Here is a 19,641-nt window from a genome sequence, read left to right as displayed (position 1 = left end):
GAGACGGGCCCGGGCTGACAATTTCGACTGTAATGGACGTTCTTAAACGACTACCCAATGACTACTCTGTGGTGTCATCGTCCTCGGCAAGTTGGGGGAACACGGCGTCCTTGGGCATGGTGACCTTCGTCAGCGAGGTGAGCTTTTTGCTCAGCGACGTGTCCGTCTTGACCAGGTCGCTGAGCGTCACGATCTTGTAGCCGTCGGCGACAAGGCCGTCGATGATCTGCGGCAGCGCCTCGAGCGTCTGCTCGGCGCATTCGTCCCTATCGGTGAGCAGCACGATATTGCCCGGCGTCACCGAATCGAGCACCGTTGAGACCTGCTCGTCGGCACCGTTGAGCAGCCAGTCGCCCGAGTCAATATTCCACGAGACCACGGCGGAGACCAGGTCCATCGCATCAATCCAGTTTTGCTCGTCAAAGGCAGCGTAGGGAGCACGCAGCAGCATCGTCTTCACGCCGGTCGCCGACTTAATCGCATCGGTGCCTTTCGTGATCTGTTCGCGTACCGCCTCACGGTCCTGACCCTTGAGCGAATCGTCGCTGTAGCTGTTGGATCCGATCTCGCACCCGGCATCGACAATCGCCTTGGCCGTGGCAGGCGAGGCCTCGACCGCATCGCCCGAAAGGAAGAACGTCGCGGTGACGCCCTTTTCCTTGAGCACCTGCAAGATCTGCTTGGTGGCGCCGCTCGGACCCTCGTCAAACGTCAGTGCCACGTACTTTTTGTTGCCCTTGGGCGCCACGCTGGCGCACGCAACGACGCAATCGGTGGCGGGCACAACCTCGCCGCGGTCCTGCGTCTTACCCGATTGCTCGCCGACCCACACCTCCGAGCGGCCCTGGGCACCCCACGTCTGCACATACTCGATAGCGCCCGTGCCCTCGACCTTGAGCTTGGGCTCGATAACCGTAGCCTGAACCTCGTGCTTCTCGTAGGTGTTACGGCCATCCTTGACCGTCACCTTCTCGCCGCCCTCAAGTTCGCGGCTATCCCATTTGCCCTGCTTCACGCGCTTGCCGTCGACCTTCACCGACAGCTTTTCGCCCCCATGGCGCTTGAGCACGCTGTCATCGACGGCCAGCAGGTCGCCTGCGTCGTAGGCGTCAGTCAACTCCTGGTCGTCGATGAGATTCTGCAACGTAGAGCCCACGCGCACCGCGGTCTTTTGCCCATTGAGCTCCACGTCCACGCTGCGGTTGACGTAGCCCACGACGGCAGCGATAAACAGCACGAGCGCGCAACCCACGGCGATGAGCGCATAGGGCAGACGGGACGGTCGGCGCGGCGAGCGCCCGTTGCCGATGCGCGCGCTGCGGTCGCTAAACCCGCGGCTATGGTTGAGGTACATCGCACCGGGCTTACGGCGACGGCGGCGCTGACCGCTGGGCAGCTGCCCCAGGTCGCGGCGCGCCGTCGGACGCGCACCCGAGCGCCCGTTTAAGTTAGATCCGTTTTGGCGCATGTGCCCTCCCCCATAAACACAGCGAGCCGGAGCAACATGTCTCCGGCTCGCCTCCCATCATTTGGTACGTCGCTATTTGCTAGCTTTTGACGAGCCCCCGCTCGCCTTTTGATATTCGTCCTTAAAGGCCTTGAACATACCGCGCGTCTTGCCGAGCTGCTTGCCCAGCGCGCGGCTGCCCTTGTCCACGGCGACCGATCCCTTGTCATCGAGCACCTTGGCGCCCTTTTTGACCTTATCGCCCACCACGACGCTTGCCTCGGCGGCCTTTGCGGCGGCACCGCCCGAATACCCGAGCGACTTGACCTCGTCCGAAACGACCATCGCGCCGTTCTCGTAGCCGCGCAGCATCGTCGGCGGCACCTGCGTGTCACCAACCAAAACACTCGAAGCAGCGCCGGCGGTCACATAGAATGCCTGCACGATGCCCGAGCGCGGCTTGAACTCAACGTCCGAGCAATAGCCCACGACGTCGCCCGATTCCGTGCGCACGTCCATACCGACCCAGATGATGCAATCGTCCAGGTTGATGTCGAGGCGCTTGGCCGCAGCGGTATCGTAGGTGCCCTTGACGTCGTCAACCGCGATGGCGCCCTCGTAGACACCAATGGCATCGAGCGCTACGAATCGGTCGGGACGCTCGATCATGCCCGCGATATCGGACTGGCGGACCATAAAGCCGACCACGCGCGTACCGCCCGGGGTAAAGACCGGAAAGTGAATCTTTCCGAGCTTTTTAGGGCTGCGCGGCGTGCCGTCCTTTTTGGTGCGCTTGTCCTCGGTAGGCTTGCGATAGATCTTGGCGCCGACAAAATCCCCGGCGCGCATTATGCCTCGGTCGAGGGCTCCGCAGCCTCGGCATCAGTCTCGACGGCGTTCTCGACCACGACGTCGGCGGCAGGCGTCACGTTGCCACCCGAAATGGCGTCGTTGAGCTGCTCGCGCAGCTGGTCCATGCGCTCGCGGGCCAGGTCGACCTTGGCGCGCAGGTCGTCGGTCTTGGCGTCGACCATCGGGCCAAAGTCATTCACCGCAGCACGGGCCTCCTCGGCGCTGTGCTCGTAGGTGTCGCGCATATTGTCCCAGGCGTCGTTGGCGATATCGGCAGCCATGGCGCGGGTCTCGGCGCCCGAGCGCGGAGCCAGAGCAACACCGATAATAGCGCCGGCAGCAGCACCAAAAAGTGCGCCGGAGACAAAGCTGAAAGTCTTACCCATGATCATTCCTCTCCTGCGGGCACGTCGGTGCCCACCGTTTGAATGCTGTCCATTATACCCGCAGCGCATCACTTGCCGCTCCGCTCATCTGCGTACGGCAAAGGCGCAGGTACGTGATGGTGATAAACGCGTAGGCCTACTCCTGAGGCATAGCCGGCATGGCCACCGTGGCACCCGGGTCCTCGCCGGCGCCGTCCACGAGCGGCAGGCCGCCCTCATGCGCAGGTCCTGCCGGAACCGTCGCCGCACCGCCAAAGACGGCAGCGGAGGCCTCGTGGTTCTCGGCAACCGCACCCTCGGTATCAATCGCCACCTGGGGCTCGTCGTCAAAGTTGGGGACGCCCTGGGGCTCGGTGGGAACGGGCTCGGCGGTCGCATCGGCAACGGGCTCGGCGTCGACCGACACATCGCCCTCGTCAGCGCCCTCGTCCTCGGCAGCATCTTCGCCGTTCGCGGCGGCGACGGCCTCGTGAGGATCCTTGCCCTCGGCCTCGGCGCGCATGCCCAGCACCAGGTTGCGCAGGCCCGCGACCGTGCCTTCCACGTCGGGGGCAGGCTGGTCGGCGTGCAGGTACGCCCAGTCCATCATAAAGGTGGCCGACGACAGCGCACCGATGGCCAGTGCGTCGTCGGGACACGAAAGCTCGACCTCAAAGACACGCTCGTCATGCTCGCTTACGCGCGTGCGGCCGCACGAGATGCTACCGGCAAGACCGGTCTCGTTCATGAGCTCGACCGTCACGTGCTCCAGCAGATGGCAGAGCTCGGTCTGACCCATGCAGTCCTGGAACTCGCGGCCGGAATCGCCCAGGCACAGATGCTTGGCAATCGCCGGCACCAGGTAGTACACGCGCGCCGTGGCCTCGATGTCCTCCGAGGTCATGAGCGGCATGCCGGGGTTCACCAGCACATGCGCGCAGATCTTGTCCTCGCTGACGGTGACCTTAAGGATGTTGAACAGGCCTGCCATAACTCTCCCCTACTCTTCCTTGTCCTACTCGTCGCCGTCGTGCGGATTCGCGGAACCCGCACCCGACGTCGTCGGCTCGTCTACCGAAGACTCGGAATCCTTCTTATCGGTTTCGGCCGGAGCGATCACGCGAATGAGCGAGATGCGCTGGCCACGCATCGACTGCACTTTAAACTTGTACCCCGCGACCTCAAACACCTCTCCGATGTCGGGCACCGAGTCGCAAAGCTCCAAAATCCAGCCGGCGATGGTCTCATAATCATCGCTTTCCTCGAGCGGCCAACCAAGCTCAATCGCGTCATCGCACGAAAAACGCCCATCGACGAGCCACTCGCGGCGCGAAAGGCGCGTGAGGTACTTGTTGTCGGGGTCGAACTCGTCCTCGATCTCGCCCACGATCTCCTCGACGATGTCCTCGATGGTGATGATGCCGGCCGTGCCGCCGTACTCATCCACGACGACCACGATCTGGTCGTGCGAGGTCTGCATCTCGGACAGCAGCGGCAGGATGTCCTTGGTGTCGGGCACAAAGGTGGCGTCGCGCAAAAAGCCGGCGATGGGCTGGTCGCCCTTGCCGTCGAGCGCGGGCTGGATCAGGTCTTTGATGTGCGCGATGCCCGCGACGTTGTCGGGGTCCTCGTGATAGACGGGGATGCGGCTGAAGCCGGTCTGGCGCATGGTGGACAACACGTCGGCGACCGTCTCGTCGTCCTCGCACATGGTGGTGTCCACGCGCGGCACCATGACCTCGCGGGCAACGGTGTCGCCCAGGTCAAAGATCTCGTGGATCATACGCTTTTCCTCGTCGAGCAGGTCGTCCTGCTCCGAGACCATGTACTTGATCTCTTCTTCCGAGACATTCTGACGGTCGTCGGCACTCTTGATGCGCAGGATGCGGGCCAGGCCATCGGAGCAAGCGCCAGTCAGCCACACGAGCGGACGGGCGATCTTTTGGAAAAACGACAACGGTCCCACGACCTGCTTGGACACGCCCTCGGCATTGGCCAGGCCGATGCGCTTGGGGACGAGCTCGCCGATCACGATGGATACGAAGGCGACCGCGACGGTGATGATGACCGGCGCCAGGCCGCGCGCGATGGCGGAGAGCGGCGCGATGCCAAAGCTCATGAGCCACGTGGCGAGCGGGTCGGACAGACTCGTCGAGGCGACGGCGGACGAGGCGAAGCCCACGAGCGTAATGGCAACCTGGATGGTGGCGAGCAGCTGGTCGGAGTCGGCAGCCAGCTTAATGGCACGCTCGGCGCGCTTGTCGCCTTCCTCGGCCTCGTGCTCCAGCACGGCGCGCTTGGCCGTGGTGAGCGCCATCTCGGACATAGAGAAGTAGCCGTTGATGAGGGTCAAAACGAGGGTGGTGATAAGGGAGATGGTTATGTCCATCGGGAGTTTCTCGAACCTCCAAGATTCGGGACGTTGGGTAGTAAGCGTAGGTGACGGATAGGGCAATTGCGCCGGTCGCCCGTGGAAGCGAGGGCATGGGCGCGGTCGCTAGATTACGAAGAGGATCACCGCCATGAACTGGAAGATGCTGCCGGCGAGCACCCACAAGTGGAAAATACTGTGCAGATAGCGCACGTTTTTGGCGATATAGAACGGCACGCCCGCGGTGTAGCACACGCCGCCGACGGCGAGCAGGGCAAGTGCCACGGGGTTGAGCAGTGCCACAAGTTCGGGCAGCTTAAAGACAACGAGCCAGCCCATCAGCAAGTAGACCAGGCCACTTACCCAGTGCGGTTGACGTTCGCGCATAAAGCACTCGAGGGCGATGCCGATAATGGCGATGGCCCATACGGCAAAGAACAGCATAGGGCCGCCGTCGTTTGCGAGCGTGATGAGGCAAAACGGCGTATAGCTGCCGGCAATGAGCAGGTAGATGCAGCTGTGGTCGATGATGCGAAACACACGCTTGGCGCGCGCGGGCTGAATCGCGTGGTAGAGCGTGGAGGCTAGGTATTCGAGGATAATGCTGACACCATAGACAATCGCCGCGGCCATGTGGGCCGGGCCTCCGCCGCGCAAGGCAGCGAATACGATCAGGAGCACCAGGCCCGCGATACCCAGCAGGCAGCCGACACCATGGGTGACGGAGTTCATGATCTCCTCGCCCACCGTGTAGTGTGGAACGGCCGCGGTCTTGGGTCGCGGCTTAGAACTGTCGCTCGAATCGGACATGCCGGTTACATCCTCCAACATAAAAGAGTTCTCAACACTATATCAAAGCGTCTGGGCGCGTGCGAAATTTGCACCATACGTGACCCTTTGTTTACCCATTCTTTGCCTGTTGACGCATCAACGGTGAACGTCCATAATGCGCTTGCATTAAATGTTGATGTATTAACATCTTATAGGAAAGCTTCTTATGTCTCAAAACGCACGTTCCCATCGAAAGCTTAAGGTAGCCGGTGTTGTTGCGCTGGTGCTCGTTGTCGCGCTGCTGGGGTTTGCCGGCAACTTCTTGTTCGACTTTGCCCTGAATCCCCAAGCGCCCTACACCATGAAGATGATGCAGGACGGCAAGGACGGCAAAAAGGGCGAGCAGATGGATGCCGAGGCAGTCGAGGCGCGGGCATGGTTTAAAGAAAACCGCGAGAGTAGCAGCCTCACCGCAGATGACGGAACCGAGCTTGCCGCCTGGTATTTCGCGGCGTCAGAGAGCACGCACGACTACGCCGTCTGCCTGCACGGATACACCGACGAGCCCATCGGCATGGCCCGATACGTCAAGCGCTTCCACGACCGCGGCATGAACGTACTCGCACCCGCCGCCCGCGCCCACGAGCGTTCCGGCGGTGACTACATCGGCATGGGCTGGCCCGAGCGGCTCGATGTCCTCGCGTGGATCGGGCGAATCGTTCAGGCCGATCCCGAAGCGCGCATCCTGGTCTTTGGCGAGTCGATGGGCGCGGCGACGGCCATGAATGTCGCGGGGGAATCTCTGCCCGCAAATGTGAAATGCATCATCGAGGATTGCGGTTACACAAGCGTTTGGGACGAGTTTTCCCTGCAGCTCAAGGACGTGTTCGGCCTGCCCAGCTTCCCTTTGCTCGATGTGGCGAACTTGGTGTGCAACGTTCGCGCAGGCTATGACTTTCATGAGGCAAGCAGTGTGGAGCAACTCAAACACGCGACGGTTCCCATGTTGTTTATCCACGGCGACCAGGACACCTTTGTGCCGTACAGCATGCTCGACCAAAACTACGACGCGTGCGCCAGCAAGGTCAAGCAAAAGCTCACCATCCATGGCGCCACCCACGCCAAGAGTGCGCAAGTTGACCCCGAGCTCTACTGGAATACGGTCGACGACTTCCTCGGAAAGAATTTTTAGGCAAAAAGCAACGTCCGGGGCTTTATCTGACCCCCTATTTTCGGAAGTATGCGGCAAAATCTGGAACTGCCGACCAGACCGCAGTTTTATCAACAATTTATCAGGGGTTTTGTTGCCAAAAAACGTCGTGTGCTCGGCGGCCTCGAAATTTGCCGCATACTTCCGGAAAACCGCCCGTGGGCGCTGTGCTCACGGGCGGCTTTTGCTCGACTTACGCCACAGAGGCGCTTGTTTTGTTCAATAGCTAGGTGCTACTTGACCTCGATGAGCTCATACTTGCTCGTGCCCAGGCCGATCTTCTCGGCATGCGCGATGCAGGAGCGCCAGTCGGTGTCGGGGTGCGTGATGCAGAAGGGGTCCTTAGCCTGCTCGCCCTTCAAAGGCTCGTGATTGTGCTCCATTTTGGCCGCGCTGTCGGTAAGCACGGTGTTGGGCAGCGGCTCGGATGCCAGAACGGCGTCGGCACAGGCCTGGTCGATGGCGACCGGGTCGAAGCTCGCGAACATGCCGATGTCGTTGACGATGGGCGTGTCGTTCTCGGCATGGCAGTCACAGTTGGGGCTAATGTCCATGGCGAGCGAGATGTGGAAGCTCGGGCGGCCGTCGACGATAGCCTTGGTGTACTCGGCGATCTTGCAGTTGAGCACGTCGGCCGCGGCGTCATAGTCGGGATTGATGGCGTCCTGGTTGCACACGCCGATGCAGCGGCCGCAGCCCAGGCAGCGGTCGTGGTCGATGGCGGCCACGTGCACCGTGCGGGCGTTGCCGTTGGCAAGCTCGCGCTCGCGGGTATCGTCAAACGAGATGGCGTTGTGCGCACAGATCTTTTCGCAGGCACGGCAGCCAACGCAGTGCTCAGTCGCGACGTTCGGCTTGCCGGCGGCATGCTGCTCCATCTTGCCGGCACGGCTGCCGCCTCCCATGCCCAGGTTCTTCATGGCGCCGCCAAAACCCGCCTGCTCATGGCCCTTAAAGTGGGTGAGGCTGATCACGATATCGGCATCCATGAGCGCCTGACCGATCTTTGCCTCGCGCACATACTCACCGCCCTCGACCGGGACGAGCGCCTCGTCGGTACCCTTGAGGCCGTCGGCGATGATGATCTGGCAGCCTGTGGCGTACGGGGTAAAGCCGTTCTGGTAGGCGGTGTCGATGTGCTCGAGCGCGTTTTTGCGGCTGCCCACATAGAGCGTGTTGCAGTCGGTGAGGAAGGGCTTGCCGCCCAGCTCCTTCACCACGTCCGCGACGGCGCGGGCGTAGTTGGGGCGCAAAAAGCTCAGGTTGCCCAGCTCGCCAAAGTGGATCTTGATGGCGACGAACTTATTCTCGAAGTCGATCTGCTCGATACCGGCGCGACGAATGAGGCGCTTGAGCTTGTCGAGCTGGCTCTCGCGAGCATGCGTGCGCAGGTTGGTGAAGTACACCTTTGCCGGTGCTGCGGGTGCGGTTGCGGTCATAGATCTATCCCCTCGGTCTATATGGCGTTACAGACATAGAGGATGGTACCCGTTGAAGTGGGGTTGAAGTCAAGCGCAACGCCGAGTCGCTAGGCACTCATTGGGGACAGACTTAAATGAGTGCTTGCCGCCCGGCCAGCGAGCCGGCGATCCGGCAAAGACTGTCCCCAACGACTAGTCGTTTAAGAACGTCCCCAATGACTACTCCTGCACCTTGAGGGCTTCGGCCAGGCTGACGCGCTTGATGGAGCGCGTGTGTAGCAGCGCCACGACCAGGTAGGTCGCAAAGCCGATGCCGACGCATGCAGCCATGGACCAAGCGGGCACGTAGATCTCGATATTGCCGTTGTAGGCGAGCAGCATCGAGCGGAAGATGGCCGTGAGCGAGCCAATAATGACCGGCAGGCTCAGCACGAGCGACGCCGCCACGCACAGCGTGATCGAGCGGATGTACAGATGCGAGATCTCGCTATCGCGATAGCCAAAGACTTTCATGTAGCTGATCGAACGGGCGCTGTGGTCGATCACCGCCTTGGTCAGCAGGTACATAAACAGCAGGAAGATAAACACCGCGAGCCCGACCATCATGCCGATCATTTTGCTCATCATGCCGATAAACTGGTCACCCACGGCGCGCATGTCGTCGGGCGTGGTGTCACCGGCAAAGTAACGAGCATCGAGGTCGAGCTTCTCGTCGCTCACATAGCCGTTAAAGTAGGCGGCGTCGTTGCCGAACAGCTCGTTAAAGTCATCGATGCTCATATAGATATTCATGTCCGACTTTGAACCCCAGATGCAGTCCTTACCCGCGTACTCAAGAGAATAATCCCGAGCCTCGTACTTGTCGCGAAGCTCGACCTTCTGGCCCTCGCTCCAGCCAAACTTATCGAGCAGACCGCCGCCAAAGACGACGCGGCCATCGCCGATGTTGAGGCCCTTCCAGTAGCGCGAATCGGACGAGATGCCGTAGACAGAAATCGTCTCCTCGCCATTGCCGTCGCCACGGTCGTACTGCAGCTGGTGAACGGCATATTTCTCGGCCTGCGCGATTGCGCCCGCGCCGTTGTCGGTCGTATTGACCGGGTGGATATCGTCGTTGTCAGTGTCGATCTTAGAGGCCTTGTCGATCAGATCGATGGCCTCATCGCGGTTGCAGCCGAGGGCATCGGCAAGATCGTCAAGGCGCGCGTAGAGCGCATCCTTCTTGTCCTGGACCTTGGCAAGCGCATCCTGCGCTGCGGTCAGGCTCTCGGCAGACGGAGATGCGGTCGCGGCATCGGCTGCCGTCTGCGCCGCATCGGCCGCGCCGTCAAGCTCGTCATCGGCATCCTGGGCGGCAGAAAGCAGCGCGCCGTCAACCGACTGCAAGCGCTCGAGTGCCGACCACTGCTCGCGCTCCTCGGTAGTGCCCTCGAGCTCCAGCGGCGCCTTGAGTGTGTACTGATGCTCGGCGACCAGGCTCGTCTCGAGGTTGTCGGCGTAGTGCGTCATCGTGGGCAAAATCGCCAGGCCAAAGAGCAGCAGCAGCGAGGCGAATGCAATGCCCACGAAGAGCGTGGCGAAGTTGCCCAGGTTGCGCAGGAAGACGCGCAGGCGGAAGCGCGAGACAAAGCCCATGCACTCCGGCAGCTGCAGGCCGCGCTTGGTGCCCGATTTGCCGCTCGCCTCGTGACGAAGGAACTGCAACGGCGTCTTGCCCATCTTGCGAAGCAGGCCCACCAGCGTGATGAGGATGAGCGCAGCGGCGGGGACCACGGCACACTTCACGAAGATCTCCCAGCTCCAGTACACCTGGAAGGGCGGCAGGCTGTACGAGCCGTAGTAGAGACCGCGCATGGGCTCGGTAAAGAACGCAACGCCGAGCGCGGTTCCCAAAAGTGCCGCGAGCACGCCCACGATGGCGGGAAGTGCCAGGTAATGCAGCACGATCTCGCGACGGCGATAGCCGCTGGCGAGCAGCGTGCCGATAATGGCGCTCTCCTCCTCGATGGTGGCGTCGGTAAGGACCACAAAGACAAACGCCATGATCACGATGATAATGTCGAGCAGCGTCATCCACATCATGGAGTCGCCGTCGACGTCGTCGCGCGCATAGCCAATGCCCTGATTGGAATCGGCATCGATCAGATCGTCCACGCGCGCATCGGCATCGGCCAGCGCCTCGACCATATCCTGCTCCGTATCGATGCGATCCGCGGTGGGGAGGTCGCGATCGGTAAAGGTAAAGGAGTAGGTGTAGGCAGGCGCGCCGCCGGCGTCCTCAAGCGCGGCAAAGCCGGCGTCGGTGACCTCGGCCACGCCGTACGTGATGGTGTTCACCGTAAAGTCCGAATTGTCGAGGAACAACGCCTGGCTATCGGGCTGGGTCATGATGCCGCAGATGGTGTAGGTGCGGCCCTCAAGCTCGACCTTATCGCCCACGGCGAGGTCGTTGTTGGTGGCGAAGACACGGTCGATTGCCACTTCATCGTCCGTCTTGGGCTGCCTGCCTTCGCAGTAGGACGCAATGTCAACCTTGGTGCGATGCGCGTAGGTGCGCAGGGTGCGCTTGGTGCCGTCGTCGCCAGCCGCCTTTTTGATGATGACGTCGATAGAGAAGTTCTTGTAGAACGTAACGCCGCCGACGTCGCCGGCTGCATCCTCGGCGGCCTTGAGCTGGTCTTTGGTAGCCTCGAAGGAGGTGGTCACGCGGCCGTCCTCGATCGTGTACTCGTCGCGCATGTCGTCGATGAGGCAGCCGATGGAATGCGCCGCGAGCAAAAAGCCCGAGGTAAGGGCGATGCTTCCGCACATAAGCAAAAAGATGCCCAGGTACTTGCCGATATTGCGGCGCAGCTCGCGCGGGAGACGTTTTGCGAGAGGTGTCATGGCGCCGCCTACCAATCGAGCTCGGCGGCCGCGACGGGTGACTCATTGAGCTCATCCTCGACGATGCGCCCGTCGCGCAGGCGCAGCACGCGATTTGCCATGCGCGCGATGGCGGCATTGTGGGTGACAATGATGATGGTGCAGTCGTAGGTGCGGTTGACATCCTCCATGAGCTGCAAGATTTCCTTGGACGTCTTGTAGTCAAGCGCGCCCGTGGGCTCGTCGCACAGCAGCAGGCCTGGGTTTTTGACGAGTGCACGGCCGATGGCGCAGCGCTGCTGCTGGCCGCCCGAGACCTGGCGTGGGAACTTGTTGCGGTGCTCGTAGAGGCCCAGCGAACGCAGCAGGTCGTCGACATTGAGCGGGTTTTTGGACAGGTGCGCCGTGACCTCGATGTTTTCCTTGATGGTAAGGTCGGGCACCAGGTTGTAGAACTGGAAGACAAAGCCCAGCTCGCGGCGGCGGTACTCGCCCAGATCGGCAGGCTTGAGCGCGGTGAGGTCGCAGCCGTCCACCATGATGGAGCCGCCGTCGGCATCCTCCAGGCCGCCAATGAGGTTGAGAAAGGTCGACTTGCCCGAGCCCGAGGGTCCCAGCATGACGCAGATCTCGCCGCGGTTGATGGACGTGTCGATGCCGTCGAGCACCGTCAGGCGCGCATCACCGTCGCCATAGTGTTTCTTGAGCCCGCTGACCTGGACATAGGCTTGCTTTGTCGACATGCTATCCCCCGTTGTTAGCCTTCTGCTACTTTTCTAAGCTAATAGTAAACCACGGTGAACTATTTTTAAGCGACAGGCGCAATTTTTTCCAAACCAGTCATTGGGTACTTACTCATTGGGGACAGACTTAAATGAGTGAAATCGCTCATTTAAGTCTGCCCCCAATGAGTGCCGCCAGGGACAGTCCTTGCCAGCCCGGCCGGCGAGCCGGCGAATCGGCAAAGACTGTCCCCAGCGACCAGTCGTTTAAGAACGTCCCCAATGACTAGGTGGCTAGGCGTGGGATTTGTTGTGCGCGAGGGCTAGGCCTACGGCGGCGATGGCGGCGGCGAAGAGCACCGTGACGCCCAGGTCGCAGGCGATGTCGCCCAGCACGGCAGGCGTCAGGTCCGAGGCAAGCGCCTTGCCGATCGCGTCGCTCACCCAATACGTCGGCACAAAGTGCGCCGCCGTCTGCACGGCCGGACCCATGAGCGACAGCGGCATCCAGGCGCCGCCCAAAAACGTCATGAGCAAGCCGAGCAAGTTGCCCACGCCGTTGAGCAACTCCTCGCGCGCGCCCAGGCTCGACAGCGTAAAGCCAACGGCCAGCGGCGTGCACGCCAGGGCAAACGTTGCCGCCAGCGCCAGGCACACGCGACCCACGCCGACCTCGGCAACCGCGCTGGCAAAGCCCACGACGCCCATCATGCTCGACACGAGCCAGATGCAGACGGTGAGCACGGCGGCGGCCGCGAACACAGCGAGCGAACGCTGGCGCTCAGAGACCGGGCTGGCATCCATGCGGCGCACGCGCTCGGGCTCGTTCATGCCCGAAAACACCAGTCCCACCGACACGATGACCGACGAGATGATCGCGTACGCGCCAAAGTTGAAGTACGACTCGAGCGTGGTAGCAGCAGTCGATTCGACCTTGACCTGCTCGATCTGGACCTCCGCGCGCTTTGCGGCCGCGTGCTCGGCGGCCCTTGCGACGTCACCGTTGGAGGCAGCGGGTTCAAGCGCCGCCGCAGCGCCCGCGAGCGAGATCCAGCGCGAGGCCTCGGCGGACGAAAGCGCCGCCGCCATGGTGCCGGAACCATAGGTCACGTCGAGCTTGGGCAGGGCCTCCCCCGCACGGGCGGCTGCAACAAGATCGTCCTCAAACCCCTCCGGGATAAAGAACACGCAATCGGCACTACCCTTGGCGCTGTTGCTCTTGGAGAGCGCGTCGGCAAGGTCGTATGTGTCGTCGCCGATGCCCGTGACCAGGTCAAAGCGTGAGCCCAGGTGCTTGGTAAGCGCCCGCGAAAGGTCGCTATTGTCGCGGTCGACCACGATCACGTTGGTGTCGTAGGGCTTGTACTCGGTAAGCTGCGACGAGTTCCAGCTCACCGAAGCCGCGATGAATACGCCCATGAGCGAGATGAACACCGTATAGATGAGCAGGTAGAACGGGTGCGCCAGCGCCATGCGAAGCGCGGTCTTAAAGGTGCTCATAGCGGCTCCTTCCAAAGATCAGCGTAGCGGCGGCGACAAACACCAGGGCCATCAGGACGAGCGCGCCGGCGCGAACAGCGAAGGGCCCCAGGTCCTCAAAGAAATACAGGCGATTGAACATGTCGCAGATGAGCTTGACGGGGTTGAGCCAGCACTCGACCGGACAAGCGCGGGCGACGTCGTCGGCAAGCGCCATCGCCGGCTCGCCGTAGAGGCCGGCGAACAGGGCGCACGTGGTGGCAAAGCCCGTGAGGATGCCCGACTTGGATGCCTTGCCGCCCTTAACGGGAAGCGTGCCCACAAAAAGCCCCAGGCTCGTGGCGGCAAGCGCGGATGCAGCCCCGCCCAGCAGGCACAACCCCTCGCGCCCGCCAAAGTCGACGCCCACGACCAGGCGCACGTAGCCGATCGCAACCGCCATCGATGCAAAGGAAACCAGCCACGAGCCGACAAAAATGCCGGCCAGCGACGCCGTCTTGGAAAGACCGCCCACGCAGCGGCGCGCGCCAAGGCCCGACAGATTAGGCTGCAAATCGACGACGCCCAAGGCGGCGAACTCGGCAGACATCATCGCGACCAGGCCAAAGAGCGCGTAGTAGTAGATGACCGTGCCATCGGGCGTGGCACGAGTCAGGCTCACGCGGCGGGTTCCGCCCTCGAGCGACAGGGCGTGCGCAACCGCCGCCGGATCGGCGAGCGCCGCCGGGTTGTCCTGGGCAATCTGGCGCATGAGCTCGACATTTTGTGTATACGAGCTTGCCACCGTTTCAAGGATGCTGCGGTCGGTGAGCACCGACGAGGCGCGCGAGCTGTCGTAACTCGACAGCAGCGTGAGCCTGGGCGTGCCCGCGGCATCAACCGTATAGATGCCCGCGACCTCGCCGGCCTTGAGCGCTTTGCGCGCGACAGCCAAGTCTTCGTACTCGCTCACATCGAGCAGCTGATCGTCGCCTGCCTTGGCAAGCGAAGCCGCCACATCCTTAAAGGTCGAGGCATCCCAGGCCTCGTCCGCCACGACGGCAACCGGCACCGGGTCGACCGTGCCGTCGGAGCTGAGGTTCGCAAACATAAACATGAACATCGTGGAAAGCGCGATAGGAAAGAGAGCGCCCCAGACCCACGTGCTCGGCCGGCGCAGCAGCGTCTTGACCGTGGTGATGATGGTGTTGAACATGGCCGCCCCCTAGTCGCGCAGCTCGCGGCCGGTGATCTCGAGGAACACGTCGTTGAGGGTCGGCGGTTCGGAATAGATGCGGCCGAGCGGCACGTCATGCGAGCGCAGCGCATCGAGAATGTCCGTCAGGTTGTGCGGGCTCGCTTCGCACGAAAACGTGAGCTGTCCCGCCGTTGCCGAAAGGTCCAGAACGTGCGGCAGGCTTGCGACGGCACCGAGCGCCGCACTCGGAACCTCGCCGACCTCGATTACAATCTTCTCGCCCATCTGAATCATGCGCTTGAGCTCGTCGTTAGTGCCCTGCGCCAGCACGCGGCCGCCGTCCATGATCATGATGCGACTGCAGATCTGCTCGACTTCCTCCATGTAATGGCTGGTATACACCACCGTGGCGCCCTCGTCGCGCAGGCGGCAGATGCCCTCCAGGATGGCGTTGCGGCTTTGCGGGTCGACCGCCACCGTGGGTTCGTCAAAAAAGATGAGCTCGGGCTTGTGCGCGATGCCGCAGGCAATGTTGAGACGACGCGCCAGGCCGCCCGAGAGCTTGCCAGGGCGGAACTTGGTAAAGTCGCCCAGGCCGACAAAGTCGATCGCCTCGTCCACCAGCGCGCGGCGGCGCTTGCGGTCGTTGACGTAGAGACTGCAGAAATAGTCGATGTTCTCGCGCACGGTGAGCTCGTCGAACACCGCCACCTGCTGCGGCACCACACCGATGCGGCGCTTGAGATCGTAGCGGGCGGGCGTCATGCGCTCGCCGAACAGCTCGATGGTGCCCTTGTCGTAGGCGAGCAGCTGCAGGATGCAGTTGATGGACGTGGTCTTGCCCGAGCCGTTGGGGCCCAGCAGGCCAAAGATCTCGCCGGGGGCGATACTCAGGTTAAAGTGGTCGAGCGCAATAAGGTCGTCGTAGCGCTTAACGAGGTTTTCGACGTGGACGATGTCTGTCATGAGGCGGCCCTTCTGTTGCTTGTGGCCCGGTATGATTGCATCATCGCAGGAGCTGACGGCGCGCACCAGTGAGCTTTGTCACGAGTGCGGGGCGGTCGCGTAGCCTGCTGACGCGACCGCTTTGCCACGCGGGAGGAATGTCACGGTTGCGCAGGCGGCCCCTCCACCATGCGCGGCTTCGCGTACAATACCCGTATGAACAGGCTTTTCGACAAATTGATCGTGCTGGCGTGCTGTATTGCGGCCGCCATGGGTCTTGCTGTGAACGCTCACCTGGTCGCGGCGTTTTGCCTTGGCGTTATTGCCACCTCGCTAGCCGAGGTCGCACGGGGGAACCGCGCCCGCCGTGCGAGCGAGGCCGCGAGCTACGTTTACGTCATCGCGGCTGTCTTCGTGCCGCCGTTTGTGCCGTTTTCGCCTCTCGCCCTCTATGACATCGCGCGGCGCGTGCGCCGTGAGCACGCCTGGATCGCGCTGGGCATTGGCGTCGTCTTTGTCTTTGCGCTCGTCGCGGACCTTCGCACCGACGCGCTCACCGCCCGAACGCTCCTGCTGACCGCCATCCTTTCGGTTGCCGCCACCTTGCTATCGCTACGTACCGCCCAGTTAGAGCGCGAGCAGCAGCGCATGCGCCGTACCCGAGACGAGCTGCAGGAACGAGCCCTCGCGCTCGAGGCGCGCAACCGCGACCTTGCCGACCGCCAGGACTACGAAGTCGAGCTCGCGACGCTCGCCGAACGCGCCCGCATCGCGCGCGAGATCCACGATAATGTCGGGCACCAGCTCACGCGTGCCTCGCTGCAGACCGAGGCCCTGCGCGTCGTGCACGCCGACGAGCCCGGCGTCGCCGCCGATTTCGCCGACGTCAAACGCACGGTTGACGAGGCGCTCCAGCTCGTACGTGCCAGCGTCCATGCGCTCAACGACAACGCCGTCGACCTTTCCGTGCAGCTCGAACGCATTGTTGAAGGCGTGCGCTCGGACGGCGGCCCGCAGATTGAGCTTGAAGTTATGGCCGAGCATGCGCCCGCAAATGTCGCCAACTGCTTTGCGGCGGTCCTGCGCGAAGCGCTCTCCAACACCATGCGCCACGCTTGCGCCCATGCTGTCACCATACGGTACATGGAGCATCCGTCGTTTTACCAGCTCATCGTTACCGACGATGGCGTGGGCGGGGTTCAAGCAAGCGGCCGCGGCGCCGCGGAGGGCATGGGGCTCGCCTCCATGCGCGAGCGCATCGAGGCGCTTGGCGGCACCTTCACCGCCGGCCCGCTTGCCGGCGCCGGCGGCTGGCGCGTGTTTGCCACCGTTCCCAAACAGCAAGGAGATGAGGACCGATGAGGCTCATTGTTGTCGACGACGACCGCTTGGTGGTCGATTCGCTCAAGATTATCCTGGGCGCCCAGCCGCAGATCGAGGTGGTGGGCACCGGCGCCAATGGCGACGACGCGGTCGCGCTCTACGCCGAGCACGCGCCCGACATCGCGCTGCTCGACATCCAGATGCCGGGACGTGACGGACTTTCGGCGGCACGCAAAATCCTTGAGCGCGACCCTGCGGCGCGCGTGGTGTTTCTGACGACATTCTCGGATGACGAGTACATTGTGTCGGCGCTCAAACTGGGCGCCCGCGGCTACCTGATTAAAACCGATGTCGCCGCCATTCCTCCGGCGTTGGCGCAGGTCATGAGCGGCAAACGCGTGCTCGAGGGTAAGGCGATCGAAGATGTTGACTTTGACGGGATGGGCAACAAGACGGGCGCGCCCCACCGGCCCGCGGCCTTTGCCGGTCTGACCGACCGCGAGTTCGAAGTCGCCGAGCTCATCGCCCGCGGTCTCGATAACAAGGAAATCGCCGCCACCGCCTATATGGGCGAAGGCACGGTGCGCAACCACATCAGCTCGATCCTTGCCAAAATGGGTCTGCGCAACCGCACCCAAATCGCCATCGCCTACCTGCGAGGGTAATTACTCAACGACCGACCGCCCCGGCATAGCAAAATGGCTGTTACCGATATGATGCCATTTCAAAACTATGCCGGTTTACGGGGCTAAACTCAGGGCCCCCATCCATACCCGCGTTTTCTGCAAAATGGCGGCTCATCTACCTGCGGTTTCATTTTCACGAATATCGGCATGGTTGGGAACTCGTGACTCAGCCCCGTAAACCGGCATAGTTTTGTCGGGCGGCCCTGCGCGAGTGCCTCCGCAAGCCTTGCGGGACCAAAATGATCCGTTTTCCTCCGTCCCCAAGGGATCAGCCGGAACCGCTCGCCACGAAACCTGCCCATCTACTACGTTTGACTCGATACCCCCGACCATACCCCCGTTTTCCAGAAAACCGCAGGCGTTCTACCTGCGGTTTTGTTTTCACATTTTTTGCCGTGGTTGGGGGTTGGCGCCCAAAAGTAGTAGATGGGCCCATTTCGTGGCAGACGGGTCATTTTCGGGCTGGACGGGTCGCGTGGCGGCCCGCACACGCGTTCACGCGCGGGGCCGGCGGGGCATTTTTGCCCCGCCGGCCCCTATTCCAGCGCTATACCAGCCCCATTCCAGCGCTACTCCGGCTTGGTTTCTACCGTGGGGGTCTTGTCCGCCGCGACTGGAGTGCGCGCGGTGTCCATAGTCAGGCAGTGCTTGGGGCAGCTTTCGATGCACTCGCCGCACACCACGCAGGCGTACGGGTCAATCGACCAGGTACCGCCCTTGCGATCGACCGCGAGCGCGCCCGCCGGGCAGCGACGCGCGCACATGCCGCAGCAGATGCACACATCCATGTCATTGACGATATGCCCGCGCAAGCGCTCGGGTGCCGTCAGCCCCTCCTGCGGATAGCACACCGTAACCGGCTGCTTGACCATAGAGCCCAAGGCCGTCTTGGCAAATGTCAGCAAACTCATGCCGCGCCTACCTTTCCGTGCAGCTAATGCAGGGGTCGATGGTCAGGATAATCATGGGCACGTTGGCAAGGAGCACGCCCTGCAGCGCATGCGTCAGACCCGCCAGATTTTGCGACGTCGGCGTGCGCACGCGAAAACGGTCCAAGTTCTTGGTGCCGTTGCCGCGCACATAGTAATACGCCTCGCCGCGCGGCTGCTCAATCACAACCTCGCCGCGCGCGCCGTCGGCCGGCGTGAGCTTGGTACGCCCACCGATACCGTCGTGCGGAATCTTGCCCACAAGCTCCTTGATGATGTCCATAGCCTGCGTGACCTCGGCGCAACGCACCTGGCAGCGGGCATAGCAGTCGCCATCGGTAGCGACAACCGGCTCAAACGCAGCCAGGTCCGCATAGGCACCGTCGCCAAACATGCGCACGTCGTAGTCCACGCCCGAGGCGCGCCCAAACGGGCCGACCATCGAAAGCTCCAGCGCGTCCTTCTTGCTGATCACGCCCACGCCATGCAGACGCTCGCCGCAGCTGTCGTCGTCCAAAAACGTATGCACCAGGGCCTCGTAGTCGGGACGCATGGCATCGAGTGTCTGGACAATGCCCGCCAGCTCGGAGTCCTCGATATCGTGCTTAAGGCCGCCGATCTCGTTAATCGACAGAATCACGCGCCCGCCGCACGTGCTCTCAAAGATCTTGAGAATCTGCTCGCGCAGGGTCCACGACCGATAGAACAGCGCCTCAAAACCAAAGGCGTCGGCGAGCAGGCCCAGCCACAGCAGATGCGAGTGGATGCGCGAAAGCTCGTGCAGAATGGTGCGGATATACTGCACGCGGCCGGGCACCTCAATGTCGAGCATACGCTCGCAGGCGCTGGCATAGCCGTAGCTGTGACCCACGGCGCAAATGCCGCAGATGCGCTCGGCGATGTAGCCAAACTGATGCATATCGCGCTTTTCGGTGAGCTTCTCGAGTCCGCGGTGCACAAAGCCGATCTGCGGAATTGCCTCGATGACGCGGTCGTCCTCGATCACCAGGTCCAGATGAAGCGGCTCGGGCAGCACCGGGTGCTGCGGGCCAAACGGAATAACGGAGCGATGTGCCAT

The 19,641-nt window shown here is 62.4% G+C and carries 17 protein-coding genes; 3 read left to right on the top strand and 14 right to left on the bottom strand.

Going from position 1 to position 19,641, the window contains the following annotated elements; genetic code table 11:
* Positions 1–61: 61 nt before the first annotated feature.
* From DWV58_RS06925 to DWV58_RS06900, 6 genes are all read right to left on the bottom strand, one after another.
* A complete protein-coding gene (locus DWV58_RS06925) occupies positions 62–1,468 on the bottom strand; it encodes a polysaccharide deacetylase family protein (RefSeq protein WP_233540535.1) in 1,407 nt (468 codons plus the stop codon).
* Between the two features lie 72 nt (positions 1,469–1,540).
* A complete protein-coding gene (locus tag DWV58_RS06920; protein ID WP_117776631.1) occupies positions 1,541–2,296 on the bottom strand; it encodes a PRC-barrel domain containing protein in 756 nt (251 codons plus the stop codon).
* Positions 2,296–2,685 (bottom strand): YtxH domain-containing protein, encoded by a 390-nt coding sequence (locus DWV58_RS06915; RefSeq protein WP_117776635.1) that lies wholly within the window; start codon positions 2,683–2,685, stop codon positions 2,296–2,298. Before DWV58_RS06915 ends, DWV58_RS06920 begins: the two co-directional genes overlap by 1 nt.
* A gap of 136 nt (positions 2,686–2,821) precedes the next feature.
* The gene (locus tag DWV58_RS10015) at positions 2,822–3,655 is read right to left on the bottom strand and encodes a hypothetical protein (protein ID WP_231501573.1); all 834 of its coding nucleotides are present in this window, start codon (positions 3,653–3,655) and stop codon (positions 2,822–2,824) included.
* A gap of 24 nt (positions 3,656–3,679) precedes the next feature.
* Positions 3,680–5,053: a hemolysin family protein gene (locus DWV58_RS06905; RefSeq protein WP_055285343.1), complete on the bottom strand. Its 1,374-nt coding sequence runs from the start codon at positions 5,051–5,053 to the stop codon at positions 3,680–3,682.
* A 108-nt stretch (positions 5,054–5,161) separates the two neighbouring features.
* On the bottom strand, positions 5,162–5,845 hold the full coding sequence (locus DWV58_RS06900; RefSeq protein ID WP_199586026.1) for a hemolysin III family protein: 684 nt from the start codon (positions 5,843–5,845) through the stop codon (positions 5,162–5,164).
* Positions 5,846–6,032: 187 nt separating this feature from the next.
* Between DWV58_RS06900 and DWV58_RS06895 the strand changes: the two genes are divergently transcribed.
* Complete coding sequence (locus DWV58_RS06895) at positions 6,033–6,998, top strand: alpha/beta hydrolase (RefSeq protein WP_117648230.1); 966 nt, start codon at positions 6,033–6,035, stop codon at positions 6,996–6,998.
* A gap of 251 nt (positions 6,999–7,249) precedes the next feature.
* Here the strand turns inward: DWV58_RS06895 and DWV58_RS06890 are convergent, their stop codons facing one another.
* The 6 genes from DWV58_RS06890 to DWV58_RS06865 form a co-directional block, all read right to left on the bottom strand.
* A complete protein-coding gene (locus DWV58_RS06890) occupies positions 7,250–8,455 on the bottom strand; it encodes a DUF362 domain-containing protein (protein WP_117776630.1) in 1,206 nt (401 codons plus the stop codon).
* 201 nt (positions 8,456–8,656) lie between these two features.
* The gene (locus DWV58_RS06885; RefSeq protein WP_117776629.1) at positions 8,657–11,323 is read right to left on the bottom strand and encodes an ABC transporter permease; all 2,667 of its coding nucleotides are present in this window, start codon (positions 11,321–11,323) and stop codon (positions 8,657–8,659) included.
* An 8-nt stretch (positions 11,324–11,331) separates the two neighbouring features.
* The gene (locus DWV58_RS06880; protein WP_117776628.1) at positions 11,332–12,045 is read right to left on the bottom strand and encodes an ABC transporter ATP-binding protein; all 714 of its coding nucleotides are present in this window, start codon (positions 12,043–12,045) and stop codon (positions 11,332–11,334) included.
* A 273-nt stretch (positions 12,046–12,318) separates the two neighbouring features.
* Entirely contained in the window at positions 12,319–13,524 is a 1,206-nt protein-coding gene (locus DWV58_RS06875) for an ABC transporter permease (protein WP_117776627.1), read from the bottom strand.
* Positions 13,511–14,698 (bottom strand): ABC transporter permease, encoded by a 1,188-nt coding sequence (locus tag DWV58_RS06870; protein WP_117776626.1) that lies wholly within the window; start codon positions 14,696–14,698, stop codon positions 13,511–13,513. The genes DWV58_RS06875 and DWV58_RS06870 overlap by 14 nt, the downstream gene beginning before the upstream one ends.
* Positions 14,699–14,707: 9 nt before the next feature.
* On the bottom strand, positions 14,708–15,646 hold the full coding sequence (locus DWV58_RS06865; protein WP_055251488.1) for an ABC transporter ATP-binding protein: 939 nt from the start codon (positions 15,644–15,646) through the stop codon (positions 14,708–14,710).
* Positions 15,647–15,841: 195 nt separating this feature from the next.
* Here DWV58_RS06865 and DWV58_RS06860 point away from each other — a divergent pair, with 195 nt between their 5' ends.
* Together DWV58_RS06860 and DWV58_RS06855 are read left to right on the top strand one after the other, a co-directional pair.
* The gene (locus DWV58_RS06860; protein ID WP_158564539.1) at positions 15,842–16,987 is read left to right on the top strand and encodes a sensor histidine kinase; all 1,146 of its coding nucleotides are present in this window, start codon (positions 15,842–15,844) and stop codon (positions 16,985–16,987) included.
* Positions 16,984–17,613 carry a response regulator transcription factor gene (locus tag DWV58_RS06855; protein WP_117583678.1) on the top strand — a complete coding sequence of 210 codons (630 nt, stop codon included), beginning with the start codon at positions 16,984–16,986 and terminating at the stop codon, positions 17,611–17,613. Before DWV58_RS06860 ends, DWV58_RS06855 begins: the two co-directional genes overlap by 4 nt.
* Positions 17,614–18,203: 590 nt before the next feature.
* On the opposite strand, the gene DWV58_RS06850 is transcribed toward DWV58_RS06855, so the two are convergent.
* Positions 18,204–18,545 carry a 4Fe-4S dicluster domain-containing protein gene (locus tag DWV58_RS06850; protein ID WP_117637166.1) on the bottom strand — a complete coding sequence of 114 codons (342 nt, stop codon included), beginning with the start codon at positions 18,543–18,545 and terminating at the stop codon, positions 18,204–18,206.
* A 7-nt stretch (positions 18,546–18,552) separates the two neighbouring features.
* A complete protein-coding gene (locus tag DWV58_RS06845) occupies positions 18,553–19,641 on the bottom strand; it encodes a nickel-dependent hydrogenase large subunit (RefSeq protein ID WP_117776624.1) in 1,089 nt (362 codons plus the stop codon).

The organism is Collinsella sp. AF11-11, assembly GCF_003465485.1.
Lineage (GTDB): Bacteria > Actinomycetota > Coriobacteriia > Coriobacteriales > Coriobacteriaceae > Collinsella.
Note: the sequence above shows the minus strand (reverse complement) of the source record. Positions and strands in the feature narration are given on the sequence as shown.